Raw genomic sequence first — 23,426 nt, forward strand, 5'->3', positions numbered from 1 at the left:
GTCAGATCAGGAACAGCCTGCTCTCTTTGCGCAGGAGAGGGGCCGGTACGCGCGTAGTGAGTCCGAGCCCTCGGAAGGACCCCCTCTTGGCCGCCTCGCGCAACGCCTCGACCGCGAATACGAACAACGGCGCCAGCACCGCCCCGCTGCGCATCTCCTTTGCAAAGATCAAGGAGCCCCTCGAGGTTCCCAACCTGCTCGCGCTGCAGACCGAGAGCTTCGACTGGCTGCTCGGCAACACCGCTTGGCAGAGTCGGGTCGAGGAGGCTCTGGAGAACGGACAGGACGTCCCCACCAAGTCCGGTCTGGAGGAGATCTTCGAGGAGATCTCCCCGATCGAGGACTTCTCCGGGTCGATGTCGCTGACCTTCCGCGACCACCGCTTCGAGCCGCCGAAGAACAGCATCGACGAGTGCAAGGACCGCGACTTCACGTACGCGGCCCCGCTCTTCGTCACGGCCGAGTTCACCAACAACGAGACCGGTGAGATCAAGTCCCAGACGGTCTTCATGGGCGACTTCCCGCTCATGACCCACAAGGGCACCTTCGTGATCAACGGCACCGAGCGTGTCGTCGTGTCGCAGCTGGTCCGCTCGCCCGGTGTCTACTTCGACTCCTCCATCGACAAGACGTCCGACAAGGACATCTTCTCCGCCAAGATCATCCCGTCCCGGGGTGCCTGGCTGGAGATGGAGATCGACAAGCGCGACATGGTCGGTGTGCGTATCGACCGCAAGCGCAAGCAGTCCGTGACCGTCCTCCTCAAGGCACTCGGCTGGACCACCGAGCAGATCCTGGAGGAGTTCGGCGAGTACGAGTCCATGCGCGCCACCCTGGAGAAGGACCACACCCAGGGGCAGGACGACGCGCTGCTCGACATCTACCGCAAGCTGCGTCCGGGCGAGCCCCCCACGCGTGAGGCCGCGCAGACGCTTCTCGAGAACCTGTACTTCAACCCCAAGCGCTACGACCTCGCGAAGGTCGGCCGCTACAAGGTCAACAAGAAGCTGGGTGCGGAGGCTCCGCTCGACGCGGGCGTCCTGACCGTCGAGGACGTCATCTCGACGATCAAGTACCTGGTGAAGCTGCACGCGGGCGAGACCGAGACGGCCGCGGACAACGGCCAGACGATCGTCGTCGAGACCGACGACATCGACCACTTCGGCAACCGTCGTCTGCGCAGCGTCGGCGAGCTCATCCAGAACCAGGTCCGTACGGGTCTGGCGCGTATGGAGCGTGTCGTCCGCGAGCGCATGACGACCCAGGACGTCGAGGCGATCACGCCCCAGACCCTGATCAACATCCGGCCGGTCGTCGCCTCCATCAAGGAGTTCTTCGGCACCAGCCAGCTGTCGCAGTTCATGGACCAGAACAACCCGCTGTCGGGTCTCACCCACAAGCGCCGTCTGTCGGCTCTTGGTCCCGGTGGTCTCTCCCGTGAGCGGGCCGGCTTCGAGGTCCGTGACGTGCACCCCTCGCACTACGGCCGTATGTGCCCGATCGAGACGCCCGAAGGCCCGAACATCGGTCTGATCGGCTCGCTCGCCTCCTACGGGCGCGTCAACGCGTTCGGTTTCGTGGAGACGCCGTACCGCCGGGTCACCGACGGTGTCGTCACCGACGAGGTCGACTACCTGACGGCCGACGAAGAGGACCGGTTCGTCATCGCGCAGGCCAACGCCACGCTCGACGACGGCATGCGCTTCACCGAGAACCGCGTCCTGGTCCGCCGCCGTGGCGGCGAGGTCGACTACGTCCCCGGTGACGACGTCGACTACATGGACGTCTCGCCGCGCCAGATGGTGTCGGTCGCGACCGCGATGATCCCCTTCCTGGAGCACGACGACGCCAACCGTGCCCTCATGGGCGCGAACATGATGCGTCAGGCCGTGCCGCTCATCAAGAGCGAGTCCCCGCTCGTCGGCACCGGCATGGAGTACCGCTCCGCCGTCGACGCCGGCGACGTGGTCAAGGCCGAGAAGGCGGGTGTGGTCCAGGAGGTCTCCGCCGACTACATCACCACCACCAACGACGACGGCACGTACATCACGTACCGCCTGGCCAAGTTCGCCCGCTCCAACCAGGGCACCTCGGTCAACCAGAAGGTCATCGTCAACGAGGGCGACCGGATCATCGAGGGCCAGGTCCTGGCCGACGGTCCGGCCACCGAGAACGGCGAGATGGCCCTCGGCAAGAACCTGCTCGTGGCCTTCATGCCGTGGGAGGGTCACAACTACGAGGACGCGATCATCCTGTCGCAGCGCCTCGTGCAGGACGACGTCCTCTCCTCGATCCACATCGAGGAGCACGAGGTCGACGCCCGTGACACCAAGCTCGGCCCCGAGGAGATCACCCGGGACATCCCGAACGTCTCCGAGGAGGTCCTCGCCGACCTCGACGAGCGCGGCATCATCCGTATCGGTGCCGAGGTCGTCGCCGGCGACATCCTCGTCGGCAAGGTCACGCCCAAGGGTGAGACCGAGCTGACGCCCGAGGAGCGCCTGCTGCGCGCGATCTTCGGTGAGAAGGCCCGTGAGGTCCGTGACACCTCGCTGAAGGTCCCGCACGGCGAGATCGGCAAGGTCATCGGCGTCCGCGTCTTCGACCGCGAGGAGGGCGACGAGCTGCCGCCCGGCGTCAACCAGCTGGTCCGTGTGTATGTCGCCCAGAAGCGCAAGATCACGGATGGTGACAAGCTCGCCGGCCGTCACGGCAACAAGGGCGTCATCTCGAAGATCCTGCCGATCGAGGACATGCCGTTCCTGGAGGACGGCACCCCGGTCGACATCATCCTCAACCCGCTCGGTGTGCCGTCCCGAATGAACCCGGGACAGGTCCTGGAGATCCACCTCGGCTGGCTCGCCAGCCGCGGCTGGGACGTCTCCGGCCTCGGTGAGGACTGGGCGAAGCGGCTGCAGGTCATCGGCGCCGACTCGGTCGCCCCCGGCACCAACGTCGCGACCCCGGTCTTCGACGGTGCCCGCGAGGACGAGCTCGCCGGTCTGCTCCAGCACACCATCCCGAACCGCGACGGCGAGCGCATGGTGCAGCCGACCGGTAAGGCGAGGCTGTTCGACGGCCGCTCCGGTGAGCCGTTCCCGGACCCGATCTCGATCGGGTACATGTACATCCTCAAGCTGCACCACCTGGTCGACGACAAGCTGCACGCCCGGTCGACCGGCCCGTACTCGATGATCACCCAGCAGCCGCTGGGTGGTAAGGCCCAGTTCGGTGGCCAGCGCTTCGGTGAGATGGAGGTGTGGGCGCTGGAGGCTTACGGCGCCGCGTACGCCCTCCAGGAGCTGCTGACCATCAAGTCCGACGACGTGACCGGCCGCGTGAAGGTCTACGAGGCCATCGTCAAGGGCGAGAACATCCCCGAGCCCGGCATCCCCGAGTCCTTCAAGGTGCTCATCAAGGAGATGCAGTCCCTGTGCCTCAACGTGGAGGTGCTGTCCTCGGACGGCATGTCCATCGAGATGCGCGACACCGACGAGGACGTCTTCCGCGCTGCGGAGGAGCTTGGCATCGACCTGTCCCGGCGCGAGCCGAGCAGCGTCGAAGAGGTCTGACGGGAGTTCGGACGGGCTCAGCCTTCTGAGCCCGTCCGGCCCCAGGACCCCCGTATCAGACCCCATGACTTACAACCCTGAGAGGGATTGACGCATAGTGCTCGACGTCAACTTCTTCGACGAGCTCCGGATCGGTCTGGCCACCGCTGACGACATCCGTCAGTGGAGCCACGGCGAGGTCAAGAAGCCCGAGACGATCAACTACCGCACGCTCAAGCCCGAAAAGGACGGACTCTTCTGCGAGAAGATCTTCGGTCCGACCCGGGACTGGGAGTGCTACTGCGGCAAGTACAAGCGTGTCCGCTTCAAGGGCATCATCTGTGAGCGCTGTGGCGTCGAGGTCACTCGCGCCAAGGTGCGCCGTGAGCGGATGGGCCACATCGAGCTGGCCGCTCCCGTCACCCACATCTGGTACTTCAAGGGCGTTCCGTCGCGGCTGGGCTACCTGCTCGACCTCGCCCCGAAGGACCTGGAGAAGGTCATCTACTTCGCGGCGTACATGATCACGTACGTCGACGAGGAGCGCCGCACCCGCGATCTGCCCTCGCTGGAGGCCCACGTCTCCGTCGAGCGTCAGCAGATCGAGAACCGCCGGGACGCCGACCTGGAGGCCCGCGCCAAGAAGCTCGAGACCGACCTGGCCGAGCTGGAGGCCGAGGGCGCCAAGGCCGATGTGCGCCGCAAGGTGCGCGAGGGCGCCGAGCGCGAGATGAAGCAGCTGCGCGACCGTACGCAGCGCGAGATCGACCGTCTCGACGAGGTGTGGACCCGGTTCAAGAACCTCAAGGTCCAGGACCTGGAGGGCGACGAGCTCCTCTACCGCGAGCTGCGTGACCGCTTCGGCACGTACTTCGACGGCTCGATGGGTGCCGCGGCGCTGCAGAAGCGCCTGGAGTCCTTCGACCTCGACGAGGAGGCCGAGCGCCTCCGCGAGATCATCCGTACCGGCAAGGGCCAGAAGAAGACCCGTGCGCTCAAGCGCCTCAAGGTCGTCTCCGCGTTCCTGCAGACCAGCAACAGCCCCAAGGGCATGGTGCTCGACTGCGTGCCGGTCATCCCGCCGGACCTCCGCCCGATGGTGCAGCTGGACGGTGGCCGCTTCGCGACCTCCGACCTGAACGACCTGTACCGCCGTGTGATCAACCGGAACAACCGACTGAAGCGGCTTCTCGACCTCGGCGCGCCCGAGATCATCGTGAACAACGAGAAGCGCATGCTCCAGGAGGCCGTGGACGCCCTCTTCGACAACGGTCGTCGTGGTCGCCCCGTCACCGGTCCCGGCAACCGCCCCCTGAAGTCCCTCAGCGACATGCTGAAGGGCAAGCAGGGTCGATTCCGTCAGAACCTGCTCGGCAAGCGTGTGGACTACTCCGCGCGTTCCGTGATCGTCGTCGGTCCGCAGCTGAAGCTGCACCAGTGCGGTCTGCCGAAGGCCATGGCCCTGGAGCTCTTCAAGCCGTTCGTCATGAAGCGGCTCGTGGACCTCAACCACGCGCAGAACATCAAGAGCGCCAAGCGCATGGTGGAGCGCGGCCGCACCGTCGTGTACGACGTCCTCGAAGAGGTCATCGCCGAGCACCCGGTGCTGCTGAACCGTGCGCCCACCCTGCACCGCCTCGGCATCCAGGCCTTCGAGCCGCAGCTGGTCGAGGGCAAGGCCATCCAGATCCACCCGCTCGTCTGCACCGCGTTCAACGCGGACTTCGACGGTGACCAGATGGCCGTCCACCTGCCGCTCTCCGCGGAGGCGCAGGCCGAGGCCCGCATCCTGATGCTGTCCTCGAACAACATCCTCAAGCCCGCCGACGGCCGTCCGGTGACGATGCCGACCCAGGACATGGTCCTCGGTCTGTTCTTCCTCACCACCGACGGTGAACTGCGTGACACCAAGGGCGAGGGGCGTTCGTTCGCCTCCACGGCCGAGGCGATCATGGCGTTCGACGCCGACGAGCTGGCGCTCCAGTCCCAGGTGGACATCCGCTTCCCGGTGGGCACCATCCCGCCGCGCGGCTGGATGCCCCCGGCGCGCGAGGAGGGCGAGCCCGAGTGGCAGCAGGGTGACAGCTTCCGGCTGAAGACCACGCTGGGCCGCGCGCTCTTCAACGAGCTGCTGCCCGAGGACTACCCGTTCGTCGACTACTCGGTGGGCAAGAAGCAGCTCTCCGAGATCGTCAACGACCTGGCCGAGCGCTACCCCAAGGTCATCGTGGCGGCGACGCTCGACAACCTGAAGGCGGCCGGCTTCTTCTGGGCGACCCGTTCCGGTGTCACCGTGGCCATCTCCGACGTCGTCGTTCCCGAGGCGAAGAAGGAGATCGTCCGCGGGTACGAGGCGCAGGACGAGAAGGTCCAGAAGCAGTACGAGCGCGGTCTGATCACCAAGGAAGAGCGCACGCAGGAGCTCATCGCGATCTGGACCAAGGCGACCAACGAGGTCGCCGAGGCGATGAACGCGAACTTCCCGAAGACGAACCCCATCTTCATGATGGTCGACTCGGGTGCCCGCGGAAACATGATGCAGATGCGTCAGATCGCCGGTATGCGTGGTCTGGTGTCGAACGCCAAGAACGAGACGATCCCGCGTCCCATCAAGGCGTCCTTCCGTGAGGGTCTGTCCGTGCTGGAGTACTTCATCTCCACGCACGGTGCCCGTAAGGGTCTGGCGGACACCGCCCTGCGTACCGCCGACTCGGGTTACCTGACCCGTCGTCTGGTGGACGTCTCGCAGGACGTCATCATCCGCGAGGAGGACTGCGGCACCGAGCGCGGTCTGAAGCTGCGGATCGCGTCCAAGGACGAGACCGGCATCCTGCGCAAGGCCGAGGACGTCGAGACCAGCGTCTACGCCCGCATGCTCGCCGAGGACGTCGTCATCGACGGCAAGGTGATCGCGCCGGCCAACGTGGACCTGGGCGACGTGCTCATCGACCAGCTCGTGCACCACGGTGTCGAGGAGGTCAAGACCCGCTCGATCCTGACCTGTGAGTCCAAGGTCGGCACGTGTGCCATGTGCTACGGCCGCTCCCTGGCCACCGGCAAGCTGGTCGACATCGGTGAGGCGGTCGGCATCATCGCCGCCCAGTCCATCGGTGAGCCCGGTACCCAGCTGACGATGCGTACCTTCCACACCGGTGGTGTGGCCGGTGACGACATCACGCAGGGTCTGCCGCGTGTCGTCGAGCTCTTCGAGGCCCGTACGCCCAAGGGTGTCGCGCCGATCTCCGAGGCGGCCGGTCGCGTCCGCATCGAGGAGACGGAGAAGACCAAGAAGATCGTCATCACGCCGGACGACGGCAGCGACGAGACGGCGTTCCCGATCTCGAAGCGCGCCCGTCTGCTGGTGAGCGAGGGCGAGCACGTCGAGGTGGGCCAGAAGCTCACCGTGGGTGCCACCAACCCGCACGACGTGCTGCGCATCCTGGGTCAGCGTGCCGTCCAGGTCCACCTGGTCGGCGAGGTCCAGAAGGTCTACAACTCGCAGGGTGTGTCGATCCACGACAAGCACATCGAGATCATCATCCGGCAGATGCTGCGCCGGGTGACGATCATCGAGTCCGGCGACGCCGAGCTGCTGCCCGGTGAGCTGGTCGAGCGCTCGAAGTTCGAGACCGAGAACCGTCGTGTGGTCCAGGAGGGCGGTCACCCGGCCTCCGGTCGTCCGCAGCTGATGGGTATCACCAAGGCCTCGCTGGCGACGGAATCCTGGCTGTCGGCCGCCTCCTTCCAGGAGACGACCCGAGTGCTGACGGACGCGGCGATCAACGCCAAGTCCGACTCGCTCATCGGCCTCAAGGAGAACGTCATCATCGGTAAGCTCATCCCGGCCGGTACGGGTCTGTCCCGCTACCGCAACATCCGGGTGGAGCCCACCGAGGAGGCCAAGGCCGCGATGTACTCGGCCGTCGGCTACGACGACATCGACTACTCGCCGTTCGGCACGGGCTCCGGCCAGGCCGTCCCGCTGGAGGACTACGACTACGGTCCGTACAACCAGTAAGAGTGGTTCCGAAGGGCGGTCACCTCGCTTCGCGCGGGGTGACCGCCCTTCGGCGTGTCAGGCGGTAGCAGAACCGCAACACAACCGGTGCGGGAACCGGTGCTGTGAGTTGCGCGTTGGAGCATCATGGAGGAACAACCAGTCCGGGGGAGTGTTTCTCGTGTCGAACCCGTCGTGGCAGCCGATCCCTTGGCAGCAGCAGGCGCAGGGCAGCAGCCCCTCGATGCTCGCCGCCCATGCCGACCGTGAGCGTGCCGTCGATGTCCTCAAGGCCGGCTTCAGTGAGGGCCGCATGCCGCAGGACGAGTACGAGCGGCGTGTGGAGCGCGCCTATCAGGCGCGCACCGTGGGGGAGCTGTCCCTGCTCGTCGCCGATCTGCCGCAGGGCCCCATGGGGATGCAGCCGACCGCGATGACGGGCGCCCCGGTGCCCAGGACGTTCATGCCGGCCCCGCTGCCGCCGCCGGTCACCAACGGCAAGGCCGTGGGCGCCATGGTGTGCGGGGTCCTCACGACCATGACGATGGGGCTCACCGGCATTCCGGCGGTCATCCTCGGCCACACCGCCCGCTCCGAGATCAAGCGCACGGGCGAGGGCGGCGACGGCTTCGCCCTGGCCGGGATCATCCTCGGCTGGCTCTCCGTGGCCGGCTGGGCCGCCTTCCTCGCCCTCATCATGCTGCTGGAGGTGTCGTCGAGCGGCGTCTGACGGCCCGCAGGCGGCCCGGGGGGCCCCGTGGCCCGGGAGGGCCCGGGAGTGATCGTGCGGCGGCGGGCGCGGCTCCGGCGGCGCTTCTCGCGGGGTTCCCCGCGCGGCTGAAGGAGCGGGCGGCGCCGGGGAGTTCGTAGGGGCGTGCGGCTGTGTTGTTGCGCACTCCCGCCGTGCGGGCGCCCCGTGTCCAAACCCCCGCCCGCCCATTTGTTTTGACCGTAGCGAATGAGGTAGGTACGCTCAGACCTTGTGCCTGGGGTGTGCCCTGGCTCTCGTGCGTGCCTTCAACCGCACAGGGGGAGCCGTAAGCGGCCGCCGTACTCTGCGCCCTTTCTGCCTTGCGGCGGGAGTCAGCAGTTTCGACACACCCGACCGCGTGGGTCGGCGAATGTTCCAGGTTAGCTTCACCATTCGGCACACAGAAACCGGAGAAGTAGTGCCTACGATCCAGCAGCTGGTCCGGAAGGGCCGGCAGGACAAGGTCGAGAAGAACAAGACGCCCGCACTCGAGGGTTCGCCCCAGCGTCGCGGCGTCTGCACGCGTGTGTTCACGACCACCCCGAAGAAGCCGAACTCGGCCCTGCGTAAGGTCGCGCGTGTGCGTCTGACCAGCGGGATCGAGGTCACTGCTTACATTCCGGGTGAGGGACACAACCTGCAGGAGCACTCCATCGTGCTCGTGCGCGGCGGCCGTGTGAAGGACCTGCCCGGTGTTCGCTACAAGATCATCCGCGGTTCGCTCGACACCCAGGGTGTCAAGAACCGCAAGCAGGCCCGCAGCCGCTACGGCGCCAAGAAGGAGAAGTAAGAATGCCTCGTAAGGGCCCCGCCCCGAAGCGCCCGGTCATCATCGACCCGGTCTACGGTTCTCCTCTTGTCACGTCGCTGATCAACAAGGTGCTGCTGAACGGCAAGCGCTCCACCGCCGAGCGCATCGTGTACGGCGCCATGGAGGGCCTGCGCGAGAAGACCAGCAATGACCCGGTCATCACGCTGAAGCGCGCGCTGGAGAACATCAAGCCGACCCTCGAGGTCAAGTCCCGCCGTGTCGGTGGTGCGACGTACCAGGTTCCGATCGAGGTCAAGCCCGGTCGCGCCAACACGCTCGCGCTGCGCTGGCTGGTCGGTTACTCCCGCGCCCGTCGCGAGAAGACCATGACCGAGCGTCTGCTCAACGAGCTTCTCGACGCCTCCAACGGCCTCGGTGCCGCTGTGAAGAAGCGCGAGGACACCCACAAGATGGCCGAGTCCAACAAGGCCTTCGCGCACTACCGCTGGTAGTCGCAACCCACATCGAGACCGAGAGAAGACTGAAGCCTTATGGCTACCACTTCACTTGACCTGGCCAGGGTCCGCAACATCGGGATCATGGCCCACATCGACGCGGGCAAGACGACCACCACCGAGCGGATCCTCTTCTACACCGGCGTCAGCTACAAGATCGGTGAGGTCCACGACGGCGCCGCCACCATGGACTGGATGGAGCAGGAGCAGGAGCGTGGCATCACGATCACCTCTGCTGCCACCACCTGTCACTGGCCGCTCGAGGACAACGACTACACGATCAACATCATCGACACCCCGGGTCACGTGGACTTCACGGTCGAGGTGGAGCGTTCGCTCCGCGTCCTCGACGGTGCCGTCACCGTGTTCGACGGTGTCGCGGGTGTCGAGCCGCAGTCCGAGACGGTGTGGCGTCAGGCCGACCGTTACGGCGTGCCGCGTATCTGCTTCGTCAACAAGCTCGACCGGACCGGCGCGGAGTTCCACCGCTGCGTGGACATGATCAAGGACCGCCTCGGCGCCGTCCCGATCATCATGCAGCTGCCGATCGGTGCCGAGATGGACTTCAAGGGCGTTGTGGACCTGGTCCGCATGAAGGCGCTCGTGTGGTCCGCCGAAGCGGCCAAGGGCGAGATGTACGACGTCGTCGACATCCCGGCCACGCACGCCGAGGCCGCCGAGGAGTACCGCGGTCGCCTGGTCGAGACCGTCGCGGAGAACGACGACGAGATCATGGAGCTGTTCCTGGAGGGCCAGGAGCCCACCGAGGAGCAGCTGTACGCCGCGATCCGTCGCATCACCATCGCGTCCGGCAAGTCCGACGGCGTCACGGTCACCCCGGTGTTCTGTGGCACCGCGTTCAAGAACAAGGGCGTCCAGCCCCTGCTCGACGCGGTCGTGCGCTACCTGCCGACCCCGCTCGACGTCGAGGCCATCGAGGGTCACGACGTCAAGGACCCCGAGGTCGTCGTCAAGCGCAAGCCCTCCGACGAGGAGCCGCTGTCCGCGCTGGCGTTCAAGATCATGAGCGACCCGCACCTCGGCAAGCTCACCTTCGTCCGGGTCTACTCGGGCCGCCTGGAGTCCGGCACCGCCGTGCTGAACTCCGTCAAGGGCAAGAAGGAGCGCATCGGCAAGATCTACCGTATGCACGCGAACAAGCGTGAGGAGATCGAGTCGGTGGGCGCCGGCGACATCATCGCCGTCATGGGTCTGAAGCAGACCACGACCGGTGAGACGCTGTGCGACGACAAGCAGCCGGTGATCCTGGAGTCCATGGACTTCCCGGCGCCGGTCATCCAGGTCGCCATCGAGCCCAAGTCCAAGGGTGACCAGGAGAAGCTGGGTGTCGCCATCCAGCGTCTCGCGGAGGAGGACCCCTCCTTCCAGGTCCACTCGGACGAGGAGACCGGCCAGACCATCATCGGTGGTATGGGCGAGCTGCACCTCGAGGTGCTGGTCGACCGTATGCGCCGTGAGTTCAAGGTCGAGGCCAACGTCGGCAAGCCTCAGGTCGCGTACCGTGAGACGATCCGCAAGGCCGTCGAGCGCGTGGACTACACCCACAAGAAGCAGACCGGTGGTACCGGTCAGTTCGCCAAGGTGCAGATCGCGATCGAGCCGATCACCGAGTCCGACGGGCCGGCGTACGAGTTCGTCAACAAGGTCACCGGTGGCCGTATCCCGCGGGAGTACATCCCGTCGGTGGACGCCGGTGCGCAGGAGGCCATGCAGTTCGGCATCCTCGCGGGCTACGAGATGACGGGCGTCCGCGTCACGCTCATCGACGGTGGCTACCACGAGGTCGACTCCTCCGAGCTGGCGTTCAAGATCGCCGGTTCGCAGGCCTTCAAGGAGGCCGCGCGCAAGGCTTCTCCCGTTCTTCTTGAGCCGATGATGGCCGTCGAGGTCACCACGCCCGAGGAGTCCATGGGCGACGTCATCGGCGACCTCAACTCCCGCCGTGGCCAGATCCAGGCCATGGAGGAGCGCAGCGGCGCCCGCGTCGTGAAGGGCCTCGTGCCTCTTTCGGAGATGTTCGGCTACGTCGGAGACCTCCGCAGCAAGACCTCGGGTCGCGCAAGCTACTCGATGCAGTTCGACTCCTACGCCGAGGTTCCGCGGAACGTCGCCGAGGAGATCATCGCGAAGGCCAAGGGCGAGTAACGCACAGCGCTGAACCACCGCGTTCAACGCACCGCGTACACACGCTTTAGGCTTGACTCCGGAGCCTCGTGGGGCAAACAGCCGCAAACACGGTTGTTTGCCCCGGGACCCGGACTTTCCAGCAAAGATCACCTGGCGCCGATGAAGCAAGGCGTTCAGAACCACTCCACAGGAGGACCCCAGTGGCGAAGGCGAAGTTCGAGCGGACTAAGCCGCACGTCAACATCGGCACCATCGGTCACATCGACCACGGTAAGACGACCCTCACGGCCGCCATTACCAAGGTGCTGCACGACGCGTTCCCGGACCTGAACGAGGCCTCGGCGTTCGACCAGATCGACAAGGCTCCCGAGGAGCGCCAGCGCGGTATCACGATCTCGATCGCGCACGTCGAGTACCAGACGGAGACCCGTCACTACGCCCACGTCGACTGCCCCGGTCACGCGGACTACATCAAGAACATGATCACGGGTGCGGCGCAGATGGACGGCGCCATCCTCGTCGTCGCCGCCACCGACGGCCCGATGCCGCAGACCAAGGAGCACGTGCTCCTGGCCCGCCAGGTCGGCGTTCCGTACATCGTCGTCGCCCTGAACAAGGCCGACATGGTGGACGACGAGGAGATCCTGGAGCTCGTCGAGCTCGAGGTCCGTGAGCTGCTCTCCGAGTACGAGTTCCCGGGCGACGACCTGCCGGTCGTCAAGGTCTCGGCGCTCAAGGCCCTTGAGGGTGACAAGGAGTGGGGCCAGTCCGTCCTCGACCTGATGAAGGCCGTCGACGAGAACATCCCGCAGCCCGAGCGTGACGTCGACAAGCCGTTCCTGATGCCGATCGAGGACGTCTTCACGATCACCGGTCGTGGCACCGTCGTCACCGGTCGTATCGAGCGTGGCATCCTCAAGGTCAACGAGACCGTCGACATCGTCGGTATCAAGCAGGACAAGACCACCACCACGGTCACCGGCATCGAGATGTTCCGCAAGCTGCTCGACGAGGGCCAGGCCGGTGAGAACGTCGGTCTGCTCCTCCGTGGCATCAAGCGCGAGGACGTCGAGCGCGGCCAGGTCATCATCAAGCCCGGTTCGGTCACGCCGCACACCGAGTTCGAGGCCCAGGCCTACATCCTGTCCAAGGACGAGGGTGGCCGCCACACGCCGTTCTTCAACAACTACCGTCCGCAGTTCTACTTCCGTACGACGGACGTGACGGGCGTTGTGACCCTCCCCGAGGGCACCGAGATGGTGATGCCGGGTGACAACACCGAGATGAAGGTGGAGCTCATCCAGCCCATCGCCATGGAGGAGGGCCTGAAGTTCGCCATCCGTGAGGGTGGCCGGACCGTCGGCGCCGGCCAGGTCACCAAGATCACCAAGTAGTCTTGGCGGTCTGACCTGGTAGCTCCAGCATCAGCTGAGCTCCTGAAGGGGCCCGTACGACTTCGGTCGTACGGGCCTCTTCGTCGTTCCCGGCGGGCCCACCGGGGCCGTCTCGTAACGCTTTTCGCTCCCGGTCCCAAGTAGTAGTGACAGCAGGAGCGCAGGCAGGACGGACAACGGGAGGTTCACCCTTGGCATCCGAGAGCAGAAACCGGGGCGGTCCACCGGGGGAGATGTACGACCCGGTGGCCTTCGAGGTCTTCTACCGCCGCCATGTCGACACCGTCACCCGCTTCATGGCCCGGCGGGTCACCGATCCGCACACCGTCGCCGATCTCACCGCCGAGACCTTCCTCGCGGTGATCGACTCGGCCCGCGCGTACCGGCCCGAGCTGGGCAGTGAGACGGCCTGGCTGTTCGGCATCGCGCGCAACGTGGTGGCGGCGGAGTCGCGGCGCAGTGCCCGGCAGAGCGCGCTCGGCGGGCGGATCGCCGGCCGGCGGCTGCTGGAGGCCGACGACATCGACCGGCTGGAGGAGAAGCTCGACGCGGAGGGGGCCGGGCGGCGGGCGCTGGCCGCGCTGGACGGGCTCCCCGAGGGCGAGCGGGCCGTGATCGAACTCGTCGCCGTGGATCAGCTGAGCGTGACCGAGGCCGCCACGGCACTGGGGATACGCAAGGTCACGGCACGCGTACGGCTCCACCGGGCGAGGCGGGCGCTGCGCTCGGCCGCCGTGGGGAGCGGCGAACAGGCGGCGGCACTCACATACGCAGGGGGAGAGGCATGAGCACGAGGACGACGCGGACCTTCGAGGACCGGCTGCTGGGCGAACTCCAGCGGGAGATCGCGCTGCGGGCGGAGGAGCGGGCCGAGCCCGAGCCCGTGCTTCGGCGCCGCGCGATCACGACCCGGCGTGCGCTGGTCGCCCTCGCGGCGTGTGTCGCGGCGGCGGGGGTGGTGGTGGCGCTGCCGTCGTCGACAGGAGGGGCGCGGGCGTACGCCATGGAGCGGCACAAGGACGGCAGTGTCACCCTCACCTTCGATGAGATCGCCCTGGGCTGGGACGACAAGACGGAGCTGACCGAGCGGCTGCGTGCGGAGGGCATCTTCGTCAGTGTCGACAAGCCCAGGAGCGGCTACGTCTGTGAGCAGCCGCGCGGTGAGCTGCCGCCGCCGCGCACGAGGAGCTACGACGTGAAGAAGGGCGTCTGGAGTGAACCCTTGACGTACACCCTGCACCCTGGGGACACCCTGGCCTTCGAGGAGCCGGAGAGGGTGAAGGACGACGTCAGCCCTGCCTGGAGCATGTACGTGGTCGAGGGACGGATCGAGCCCTGCAAAGAAGTGCCCTTCGAAGGGCTTGTGGGGGAGGACTGACCGGGCGGGCCTTCCCGTCTTCGAGGCTGTTCGTCTTCGAAACTATTCGACGCTGACGACCCGTTGTCCCCTCGTCCCCCTCCCTTCACCATTTGTCATGCCGCTGACCAAATAGGGGATCGAGGGGTGTGGCATGTCTGGGTACGTCAGCCGTAGGGGTGTGCTCGGAGCGGGGATCGGTGCTGTGCCGGTGCTGTCGATGGGGGTCGGGGGCGCGTGGGCGGAGGGGGACGGTGGGGCCCCGGGGGTGACGGACCCGGGGGCGTACCTCTCCTTCGCGCCCGTCGCGCGTGGGTTCGCTCTGGTCGGGGTCCCGGTGGTGGTCGACCCCGAGGATCACCCCGGAGTCGTACGGGTCGCGGGGGACCTGCGGGAGGACATCGCGCGGGTGACGGGGGTGCGGCCGGGGAGTGAGGTCGCGCGGGAGGTGGTCCTGGTGGGGACCATCGGGCTCAGTCCGCTGATCGACGGGCTGATCGCCGCAGGGAAGCTGGACGTCGGCGGGGTGCGGGGGAAGTGGGAGACCTCGTTGCAGACGGTGGTCGAGCGGCCGATGCCCGGGGTGGAGCGGGCCTTCGTGGTCGCGGGCAGCGATCCGCGCGGCACGATCTTCGGGGCGTACGACGTCTCGTACGGCCTCGGTGTCTCGCCCTGGTACTGGTGGGACGATGTGCCGCCGGTCCGGCGGAAGGCGGTGTACGTGCGCCCCGGCCGCTTCAGCCAGGGGACGCCGGCCGTGAAGTACCGGGGGATCTTCATCAACGACGAGAACCCGGCGCTCGGGACGTGGGCGCCGGCGTACTTCGGGCCCGGCAAGGCCCCCGGGCATCCCGGGGGCTTCACCGCGGACTTCTGGGCGAAGGTCTTCGAGGCCCTGCTGCGGCTGAAGGGGAACTACGTCTGGCCGGCGGTGTGGGGGCGGGCCTTCGCCGAGGACGACCCCGAGAACCACGCGCGCGCCAAGGAGTACGGGATTGTCATGGGCACGTCTCATGAGGCGCCCATGATGCGGGGGATCGAGGAGTGGAACCGCCATGCCGTACCGGCGGTCAGGGACGCGGCCGGGAACGTCGTGACCCCCGGGCGGGACCCCTACGGGGGCACCGGGGAGTGGTCGTACCGCCGGAACGCCGAGGCGATCCGGGCCTACTGGCGGGACGGCGTCCGGCGGATGGTGGAGCAGGACTTCGAGGGTGTCGTCACGCTCGGGATGCGGGGGAACGGCGACACGAGCCTCCCCGACGGCGACGGCATCGAGCTGATGCAGGAGATCATCGCGGCGCAGCGGCGGATCATCGAGGAGGAGACGGGGCGGCCCGCGTCCCAGACCCCGCAGGTGTGGACGCTCTACAAGGAGGTCCAGCGGTACTGGGACCGCGGGCTGCGGGCGCCGGACGATGTCACGGTGGTCCTCACGGACGACAACTGGGGGAACATCCGTAAGCATCCGGACCCGGGGGAGCCCGTACGGCCTGGGGGTTACGGGTTGTACTACCACTTCGACTACGTCGGGGTCGGGCGCAACTACAAGTGGGTCGACACGGCGAACCTGGCCAATCTGTGGGAGCAGCTGCACGAGGCCGACGCCTATGGCAACCACGGGCTGTGGGTGGTGAACGTCGGCGATCTGAAGGGGAACGAGCTGCCGACCGAGTTCTTTCTGAACTACGCCTGGAACCCGGGGCGTTGGGGTCTGGAGGAGCTGGGGGAGTGGGAGCGCGGGTTCGCCCGGCAGAACTTCGGGGAGGCCGTCGCCGGGGAGATCGCCGAGGTGCTGAGCGCGTACGGGCAGTTGCAGGCCCGCCGCAAGCCGGAGCTGCTGAACCGGCGGATCACGGTGGACGGCGCGGGGACGGGCGAGCGCGCGATCGTCTACGACGACCGGCAGACGCCCTTCCACTTCGGCCACCGCGAGCTGGAGCGGGTCACGGAGGAGTGGCGGGCGCTGGCGAAGCGGGCCGAGCGGGTGGGCAGGCGGCTGCCCGCCGCCGTTCAGGACGCGTGGTTCGAGCTGGTCGGGTACGCGGTGGCGGCGACGGCGAACCTCTACGGGCTGCGCGCGGCCGAGTTCGAGAACCTGCTGTACGCGCGGCAGGGCCGGGCGGCGACGAACGGCCGGGCGGCGGAGGCCGAGGCGGGCCTCCGTCGGGACTTCGCGCTGGCCGACCGCTTCAACTCCCAGGTGGCGGGCGGGAAATGGCGGGGTTTCCAGACCCAGCCGCACATCGGGTACGGCGATGTGGAGCGCTACGGCCCCAACGCCGGATGGCAGCAGCCGGAGAAGGACAACGTGGCCCTCCCGGACGAGATCTTCCCCAAGGTGCGGCGGATCGAGGTGCCGGAGGCGGCGGGGCTGGGGGTGGCGGTCGACGGTTCCGAGGACTCCGGGCAGTGGTGGCCGGACTCGGCTGAGGAGGCCGTGCTGCCGGTGTTCAGCCCCTACCAGACCCGGCCCCGGCAGTATGTGGAGATCTTCAACCGGGGGCGTACGCCCTTCCCGTACCGGATCGAGTCGTCGGTGCCGTGGCTGGTGGTGGAGCGGTCGCGCGGGCGGGTCGAGGAGCAGGTGCGGGTGGGGGTCCGGGTGGACTGGGGGCGGGTGCCGGCGGGGGGTGTCACGGGGTCGGGGCGGGTCTCGGGTGCGTTGACGGTGACCGGGGCCGGGGCCTCGGTCACCGTGCGGGCCGTCGCGGAGAAGCCGTCGGTGCGGGAGACGCGCGGGCTGCGGGGGTTCGTCGAGGCGGGCGGGTACGTGGCGATCGACGCGGAGCACCACACGCGAGCGGTGGGGTCGCGCGACGGGCGCGTGCGCTGGCGCCGGATCGAGCGGATCGGGCGTACGGGGGCGGGGGTCACGCCGTGGCCGGTGACGGCGGCGCGGCAGACGCCGGGCGGGGCCGGGGGCGGGACGGGCCCGCGCCTGGAGTACGAGGTGGGTGTCCTGTCGGCGGTGGACGAGGTGACGGTCTGGGCGTACGTCTCGCCCCGGAACCCGGCGCTCGCGACGGGCGGGCTGCGGTACGCGGTGTCCTTCGGCGACGGGGAGCCACGGGTGGTCGACATCCATGCCGTCACCGGGGCCGACGACGGGCTCATGAACAAGCAGTGGGCCCGCAACACCTCGGACAACGTGAACGTGACGGCGACCCGGCACACGGTGTCCGGGCCCGGGACGCACCGGCTGACGTTCTGGATGGTCGACCCGACGGTGGTGCTGCAGCGGCTGGTGGTCGACATGGGCGGGCTGACGCCGACGTATCTGGGGCCGTTGGAGAGCCGCAGGGTCTGAAGACCGGATCTGAGAGAGGACCACAGATGGGGAACGTGAACCGCTTTCGCATGCCTGTGCTCGCGCTGGTCGCCGGGGCGCTGCTGTCCACGGCGGTGGCCGTGGAACCGGCGGCGGCCCGTACTCCGCCGCCCCTGCGGGTGCTGGCCGACCGGGCGGACGTACGCATCGGCACGGCCGTGGACATGAGCGCGCTGGCCGAGGACCGGACGTATCGCAGAACCGTGGACCGTGAGTTCGACTCGGTGACCGCCGAGAACGTCATGAAGTGGGAGTCGGTCGAGCCGCGGCGTGGGGTCTACGACTGGGAGGCGGCCGACGACCTGGTCCGTCACGCCCGCGCCCACGGCCAGGTGGTGCGCGGCCACACCCTGGTCTGGCACAGCCAGCTGCCGGGGTGGCTGACGGCCGGGGTCGAGGACGGCTCGATCGGCTCGGCGGAGCTGCGCGGAATCCTCCGCAAGCACATCACCACCGAGGTGAAGCGGTACAAGGGGAGGATCCAGCAGTGGGACGTGGTGAACGAGGTCTTCGAGGAGGACGGCAGCCTGCGGAACTCGATCTGGCTGCGTGAGCTGGGCCCGTCGTACATCGCGGACGCCTTCCGCTGGGCGCACGCGGCCGACCCGAAGGCGAAGCTCTTCCTCAACGACTACAACGTGGAGGGCGTCAACGCGAAGTCCACGGCGTACTACGAACTGGCGAAGCGGTTGCGTGCGCGGGGCGTGCCGGTGCAGGGCTTCGGCGCTCAGGGACACCTCGCGATCCAGTACGGCTTCCCGGGGCAGGTCGCGGAGAACCTCGCCCGGTTCGAGGCGCTGGGGATGCGGACGGCGTTCACGGAGGTGGACGTGCGGATGATCCTGCCGGCCGACCCCGACAAGCTGGCGACCCAGGCGTCGTACTTCCGGAGGCTGCTCGATGCCTGTCTGGGGGCGCGGAGCTGCACGTCGTTCACGGTGTGGGGGTTCACGGACCGGTACTCGTGGGTGCCGGGGGTGTTCGTCGGACAGGGCGCGGCCACGCCGCTGGACGAGGAGTACGGGCGGAAGGCGGCGTACGGGGCGTTGCGGGACGGGCTGGCGGAGGGGCGGGGGGACTGACGGTAGGACGGGCGGCGGGACGGACGTCAGTAGCGGCTTCTGAACAGGGCCCGGTCGCCGATGAACTGGCCGGTCATGGCCGCGGTGGCGAGGCGGTCGGCGAAGCGGGTGTAGGCCGTGTACTCGTCGGTGGAGAGGGTGATGTGCCGGGCGCCCTCGGCGAAGCGGTCGGGGGCGAGGGCGGCGGCGAGGGTCTCGACGTCCTCGTCGGGGGCGAGGGTGAGGACCGCGACGGTCCGGTCGACCGTGCCGACGTATTCGCCGGGGCTCGCCACGCTCTCGATGTCCGCCGAGCCGTCGGGGTGGTGGGTGACGAGGAGCGAGGGGTTGGCCTTCGCTCCGGCGCGCAGGGCGCGTCGGACGCGCTTGAGGGCGCGCAGGTCGTCCTCGGCCACGGTGACGGGGTGGAGCGGGACGAGCGGGGTGCCGTCCGGGGCGTGCAGTGCGCTGCGGCGGGTGGGGTCCGCGGTGGCGTCCTTGATCGAACGGCGGCTGCGCAGCGCGGGTGGGAACGCGCGGTGAATGTCGCCCCAGGCGTCGAGCGCCTTCGGCGCGTCCAGGCCGGTCAGGTTCTCCAGCCCCGGCGGGTAGGCGGGTGCGATGTGCTCGCCCACGCCGTTCTCCCGGGCGGCCCAGGCCGCGTGGTACGGGGCGAGGAGGAGGTCGTTGGTCATGTAGAAGTCATGCAGCCACTGGGGGTCCTGGGGGAGGAGGCGGACGGTGGTGGTGGCCGGGCGTCTTGTGCGTACGGGGGTCATCGGAGTGCCTCTCGTCGGCAGCGCATCGGTGGGCGTCGGTGGTCGTCGACCGATATCGTCATCTCGACGAGATCATATCGTCAGATCGACGCAATGCCTAGCGGCATCTGGCAGCGCCTACCGGTCTGCCGCTCGGAAGCTGGGCTCCGCCGCCTTCTCGCAGTCGCGGCAGCGGCTCCCCCTCGGGCCCCGGAAGCCGCGGTCGCAGCCGTCGCAGTTGGTCATCTCGTAGTGGACGGGTGGCGGGGACGCCGGGGCCCGGAACGGCGGCGGGGGCGGCAGCCGGTCCGTGAGCCGGTGGGCCAGCAGGGCGGCCGGGCGGTGCAGGGGCTCGTTCGGGAGATCGCCGGTCAGGGCGTGGCGTACGGCGGTGGCGGCGATGTCGCGCTCCAGCCAGGCGGCCACGCCCGGGGCGAGGTGCGCGGTGTCGCAGGCCGAGAGCAGCAGGCGGGGGTCCGTGCGGCGCAGGTCGGCGAGGAGCTCGGTGGCGGTCCGCAGAAGGGCGGGGGAGGGGCAGGCGGGGTGGGGGACGGCGGGAAGGGGCTTGCGGGGCGCCTTTTGCCTGGGGTCCTTCCGGGGCGCGTGCGCCGGGCGTACGGGCTCGCTCTCCGTGTGGCCCTTGCCCCGGCCGGGCTGGTTGCAGGAGATCGTGCGGGTGATGATCCGGCCGCCGGGGACGCGCGCGCGTTCGCGGCGGAGGTAGCCGTGGGCCTCCAGCTCCCGCAGGGCGGCGGCGATACGGGTCGTGCCCTCCTGGAAGCGGCCGGCGAGCGTCTTGATGTCGACGCGGGCGCCCTTGGGGAGCGACTGGATGTGCGCGGCGAGCCCGATCGCGACGAGGGACAGCTTCGGGTGCTGGGCGAGGTGGTTGCCGATCACCGTGAAGCGGGCGGTGTGGCGGGTGTGGTCGTGGAGCAGACCACCGCCGCCCGAGTGAGGCCGGTCCGGGTGGTTGTTGGCCGGAGGCCGGGCGTGGGCGCGCGCGGGCGCGCTAGGGTGCTGCGTATCCATCGGGAAGCTGTTCTCTTCCTGGGTGGTCAGGCCCTCGCACTGGGATTGCCGTCCCGGCGGGGGCCGTCGTATGTCTGCGGTTGTTGTGCTCGCCGAGCGTAGGGCAGGTGACCGCTCCCGAATCCAGCCAAGCGGGCGATGTTCACCCGCGAGGGTGAGGCGACCGCTGAGCGGGAGGAGGGGTGGGGTTTGGTGGGGTTCTTTCACCCATGAGTTCTTTGGTGGTGACAGCCCGTGGCACCGGAGCGCGAATTTCCGGGTGCCGGTGGGAGGCCGATCTCGGCCCAGACGGTCTTGCGCGGCGGGCGCCCGGGAGTGGTCCCCCAGCGGTCGGCGAGGGCCGCGACGACGAGCAGCCCCCGGCCTGACTCGGACTCCGCGCCGGGGGCGGGGTGTTGGGCGCGGGGGAGTCGTTCGGCGCGGGTGTCCGTGACCTCGATACGGAGGGTGCGGCCGACCACGTAGAACGTGAGGTCGAAGTCGCGGTCTGTCAGCCGCTCCGACGGTGCGTTCAACGGTCGGGCGACCCATGATCCCCAACAACTGCGCGTCCTTGAGCTGCGGTACGGCACCGTCCGGGCTCAGGCGTGCTCGCCCCGGGAGTCGCCCCCTCAGCTCACGCTGACGTCGTCCGCCTGGGCGGACTTCGTGGCGTACGCGGCCGGGGGCTGACCGTCCCGGCGAGGTGGGGGAACCGTCGCGTCGGCGACCAGCTCCGCCACCGCGTCGCCGTGGTTGCGGACCAGGTAGTCCATGGCGTGTTCGGTGGAGGACTGGTACTCCAGTTGTTGGCCGTAGAAGCGGAGCCGGGTCTCGCAGTCCTGGACGAGTTCGCCCCAGGTGCGTACCCAGATCCGGTACGTCGGCTGGTTGAGGGCGCAGCCGGGGGGATTGTGGGGCTGGTGGGACAGCTCGCGGAGCGTGTCCGTCATGTCGTTGCCGACCAGCCAGAAGTCCCACGTCGTACGGGTGTCACGGAACCGGTCGTCCTTCCGGACGGCCTGTGCGTAGCTGCTGAGCTGCTCGAACTCGCCCAGTCCCAGGGTGAGGCGAGGGCGTTTGAGTTCGACCACCAGATGGTGCCGCTCGTCATGGCGGTGACGGGAGGCTCGCGACAGCATGAGGTCGACGATGGCCTGGCGTCCGTCCGGCCGGAGCACCGCAGGGCCCGTCGGTTCCTCGCGGCCCAGCAGGTGGCAGTGCTGTCGCAGCACCTCGGTGAGACTTCGATCGCTCACATGCAGGCCGTACTCCTCGCCGAAGACCCAGCACTCGTTCTCCAGGATTCGGTGGAGTTCGGTGCGCTCCTTGACGCGGTTCTTGGCCTCGGGGTCGAAGACGAGGTGTTCCAGAGCCGCCAGGAAGTCCAGCCGACTGGTCGCGGCCGTCGAGGCCTTGACCAGAGCTGAAAGGGGAGTGCGGTCGAGGAGCCGGTTGAGTTGTTCCCGTTCCTGCTTGGAGAGGCTGAACAGTTCCTCGGCGATCCGCAGCACGTCCGAGGGCTCGTGCGCGAGCACGGACCGGAGCAGGGCGAACGTGGTCCTGCGCGTGCCGGTGGATTTGGGCAGGTGGCGGAAGACGGTCGTGGCCACCGCGTCGAACGTCTCGCGTTCGGTGCGTTCGCGTGCGCCGGCGGGCTGCCCCGCGTACGGGTAGATGCCTTCCCGGCGCCATTCGGCGACCTGTTCCCGCCGCCGTTCGTCCACGCGGGCGCGGAAGTGGGCCTTGAGCTGGTCACGGGCCGTCGTGAGCACTTCGGCCAGCGGCCCGTGCGACGCCCAGTCGGTGAAGGCGAGATCCTCGGAGTCGACCTCGTCGAAGCCGGACCAGCTGAGATGCGCCGTGAACTCGAAGCCCGGGGCCTGGATGCCAGGCTTGAGCTGCGCTCGCGACATGCCTTCGCCGTCGCACAGGAAGAGCGCGCGGGTGACCGGCCTGCGCCACTCGACGACCTTCAGCTTCGCGGGGTCGCCGTCCCAGCCGACGGGGGAGGGAAGCACGTAGTCGCACATGTGCGCCTGCTCGGCGGCCGGGTCGAGGTCCTGGCCGTCGTACTCGATGCGTACGTCCGGGTACTTCTCCAGGTACGTGGCGAACGCCGTGGTGAGCGATGACCTGGCGCGTTCGTCGGCCAGGACACTCAGCTGCTCGTCCCCGCCGAACGCCTCGAACAGCGTGCCGATGGGGTCGTCGGCGGGTTCCGGGTCGCCGATGTCGAACTCGTCCATCGAGCGCCGGTCCGCCTCTATCACCAGCTGCTGCCGGCCCCCTGGCGCGTCGCTGACGCTGGTCCAGCGCACCTGGGTGCCGAGTGCGAAGGCGCGCACCCGGCCGCGTCCGTTCTTGCCGTGCAGAGCGCGCTTCTTGACCGGGCTGCCCTGCGCACGCTTCTTCCAGGAGGCGCCGATCGGCCGGAAGTACTCCTCGCAGTGCTCGGCCGACATCCCGCTGCCGTCGTCCTGGACGCGGACCCGGTCCACGCCGCCCAGGTCGTTGCGCTCCAGCGTGACGACGACGTGCCCGGCGTCGGCGTCGACGGCGTTCCAGATCAGCTCCTCGACCGCGCCGATCGGATCGCGCAGCCGCGCCAGCTCGGCGACGTGCTCCCGGCTGGTCTCCAGCCGCACCTTCACCATGATGTGGGTTTCTCCGGTTCTGTCACACGCCCCTGAACGAGAGCAAAGTCTGCCCCCTCCGGTGGGTTTGACGTGGGGAATCGCCGCGAGATCACTCTTGGTACTCTGCCGCCTCCCGTATGGACATCCATTCGAAGAGGTGTA

At 68.4% G+C, this 23,426-nt stretch carries 14 protein-coding genes and 2 pseudogenes; 12 read left to right on the forward strand and 4 right to left on the reverse strand.

Features of this window, described 5'->3' with window-relative positions:
- Window positions 1-86: 86 nt before the first annotated feature.
- The 11 genes from rpoB to J8M51_RS38120 all read left to right on the forward strand — a co-directional run bounded on the left by rpoB (window position 87) and on the right by J8M51_RS38120 (window position 18,877).
- On the forward strand, window positions 87-3,572 hold the full coding sequence (rpoB, locus tag J8M51_RS38070) for a DNA-directed RNA polymerase subunit beta (RefSeq protein WP_086755351.1): 3,486 nt from the start codon (window positions 87-89) through the stop codon (window positions 3,570-3,572).
- Between the two features lie 97 nt (window positions 3,573-3,669).
- Window positions 3,670-7,569 (forward strand): DNA-directed RNA polymerase subunit beta', encoded by a 3,900-nt coding sequence (locus tag J8M51_RS38075; protein WP_086755352.1) that lies wholly within the window; start codon window positions 3,670-3,672, stop codon window positions 7,567-7,569.
- A gap of 223 nt (window positions 7,570-7,792) precedes the next feature.
- The gene (locus J8M51_RS38080; RefSeq protein WP_086755356.1) at window positions 7,793-8,278 is read left to right on the forward strand and encodes a DUF1707 and DUF4190 domain-containing protein; all 486 of its coding nucleotides are present in this window, start codon (window positions 7,793-7,795) and stop codon (window positions 8,276-8,278) included.
- 439 nt (window positions 8,279-8,717) lie between these two features.
- Window positions 8,718-9,089 carry a 30S ribosomal protein S12 gene (gene rpsL, locus J8M51_RS38085; protein ID WP_003948652.1) on the forward strand — a complete coding sequence of 124 codons (372 nt, stop codon included), beginning with the start codon at window positions 8,718-8,720 and terminating at the stop codon, window positions 9,087-9,089.
- Window positions 9,090-9,091: 2 nt separating this feature from the next.
- Entirely contained in the window at window positions 9,092-9,562 is a 471-nt protein-coding gene (rpsG, locus tag J8M51_RS38090; protein WP_005481264.1) for a 30S ribosomal protein S7, read from the forward strand.
- 39 nt (window positions 9,563-9,601) lie between these two features.
- The gene (fusA, locus tag J8M51_RS38095) at window positions 9,602-11,731 is read left to right on the forward strand and encodes an elongation factor G (protein ID WP_013001431.1); all 2,130 of its coding nucleotides are present in this window, start codon (window positions 9,602-9,604) and stop codon (window positions 11,729-11,731) included.
- A 182-nt stretch (window positions 11,732-11,913) separates the two neighbouring features.
- Window positions 11,914-13,107 (forward strand): elongation factor Tu, encoded by a 1,194-nt coding sequence (gene tuf, locus J8M51_RS38100; RefSeq protein ID WP_086755353.1) that lies wholly within the window; start codon window positions 11,914-11,916, stop codon window positions 13,105-13,107.
- A gap of 233 nt (window positions 13,108-13,340) precedes the next feature.
- A complete protein-coding gene (locus J8M51_RS38105; protein ID WP_086755354.1) occupies window positions 13,341-13,895 on the forward strand; it encodes an RNA polymerase sigma factor in 555 nt (184 codons plus the stop codon).
- Window positions 13,892-14,485, forward strand: a complete 594-nt coding sequence (locus tag J8M51_RS38110) for a hypothetical protein (protein ID WP_216589287.1) — start codon at window positions 13,892-13,894, stop codon at window positions 14,483-14,485. Before J8M51_RS38105 ends, J8M51_RS38110 begins: the two co-directional genes overlap by 4 nt.
- A gap of 133 nt (window positions 14,486-14,618) precedes the next feature.
- On the forward strand, window positions 14,619-17,774 hold the full coding sequence (locus tag J8M51_RS38115) for a glycosyl hydrolase 115 family protein (protein ID WP_398857699.1): 3,156 nt from the start codon (window positions 14,619-14,621) through the stop codon (window positions 17,772-17,774).
- A 50-nt stretch (window positions 17,775-17,824) separates the two neighbouring features.
- A complete protein-coding gene (locus J8M51_RS38120) occupies window positions 17,825-18,877 on the forward strand; it encodes an endo-1,4-beta-xylanase (RefSeq protein WP_267299856.1) in 1,053 nt (350 codons plus the stop codon).
- Window positions 18,878-18,903: 26 nt separating this feature from the next.
- Here the strand turns inward: J8M51_RS38120 and J8M51_RS38125 are convergent, their stop codons facing one another.
- The 3 genes and pseudogenes from J8M51_RS38125 to J8M51_RS38135 all read right to left on the reverse strand — a co-directional run.
- Complete coding sequence (locus J8M51_RS38125; protein WP_267299857.1) at window positions 18,904-19,635, reverse strand: hypothetical protein; 732 nt, start codon at window positions 19,633-19,635, stop codon at window positions 18,904-18,906.
- Between the two features lie 117 nt (window positions 19,636-19,752).
- The gene (locus J8M51_RS38130) at window positions 19,753-20,646 is read right to left on the reverse strand and encodes a helix-turn-helix domain-containing protein (RefSeq protein WP_267299858.1); all 894 of its coding nucleotides are present in this window, start codon (window positions 20,644-20,646) and stop codon (window positions 19,753-19,755) included.
- 203 nt (window positions 20,647-20,849) lie between these two features.
- Window positions 20,850-21,143: pseudogene (locus J8M51_RS38135) on the reverse strand (ATP-binding protein); the annotation flags it as partial.
- Here J8M51_RS38135 and J8M51_RS38140 point away from each other — a divergent pair.
- A pseudogene (locus J8M51_RS38140) lies at window positions 21,133-21,318 on the forward strand (hypothetical protein); the annotation flags it as partial. The pseudogenes J8M51_RS38135 and J8M51_RS38140 sit on opposite strands and share 11 nt — an antisense overlap.
- On the opposite strand, the gene J8M51_RS38145 reads toward J8M51_RS38140, so the two are convergent.
- Entirely contained in the window at window positions 21,258-23,282 is a 2,025-nt protein-coding gene (locus tag J8M51_RS38145; RefSeq protein WP_086761502.1) for an ATP-binding protein, read from the reverse strand. The pseudogene J8M51_RS38140 and the gene J8M51_RS38145 overlap by 61 nt on opposite strands.
- Window positions 23,283-23,426 lie beyond the last annotated feature (144 nt).

This window comes from Streptomyces griseiscabiei (genome assembly GCF_020010925.1).
Classification (GTDB): Bacteria; Actinomycetota; Actinomycetes; order Streptomycetales; family Streptomycetaceae; genus Streptomyces; species Streptomyces griseiscabiei.

Excerpts from the sequence above, each read along its gene's own strand:
- rpsG (WP_005481264.1), top strand. The coding sequence starts at position 9,092 with ATGCCTCGTAAGGGCCCCGCCCCGAAGCGCCCGGTCATCATCGACCCG.
- J8M51_RS38105 (WP_086755354.1), top strand. The coding sequence starts at position 13,341 with ATGTACGACCCGGTGGCCTTCGAGGTCTTCTACCGCCGCCATGTCGAC.
- fusA (WP_013001431.1), top strand. The coding sequence starts at position 9,602 with ATGGCTACCACTTCACTTGACCTGGCCAGGGTCCGCAACATCGGGATC.
- J8M51_RS38110 (WP_216589287.1), top strand. The coding sequence starts at position 13,892 with ATGAGCACGAGGACGACGCGGACCTTCGAGGACCGGCTGCTGGGCGAA.
- J8M51_RS38145 (WP_086761502.1), bottom strand. The coding sequence starts at position 23,282 with ATGGTGAAGGTGCGGCTGGAGACCAGCCGGGAGCACGTCGCCGAGCTG.
- J8M51_RS38120 (WP_267299856.1), top strand. The coding sequence starts at position 17,825 with ATGCCTGTGCTCGCGCTGGTCGCCGGGGCGCTGCTGTCCACGGCGGTG.
- J8M51_RS38130 (WP_267299858.1), bottom strand. The coding sequence starts at position 20,646 with ATGGATACGCAGCACCCTAGCGCGCCCGCGCGCGCCCACGCCCGGCCT.
- J8M51_RS38125 (WP_267299857.1), bottom strand. The coding sequence starts at position 19,635 with ATGACCCCCGTACGCACAAGACGCCCGGCCACCACCACCGTCCGCCTC.
- J8M51_RS38080 (WP_086755356.1), top strand. The coding sequence starts at position 7,793 with ATGCTCGCCGCCCATGCCGACCGTGAGCGTGCCGTCGATGTCCTCAAG.
- J8M51_RS38115 (WP_398857699.1), top strand. The coding sequence starts at position 14,619 with ATGTCTGGGTACGTCAGCCGTAGGGGTGTGCTCGGAGCGGGGATCGGT.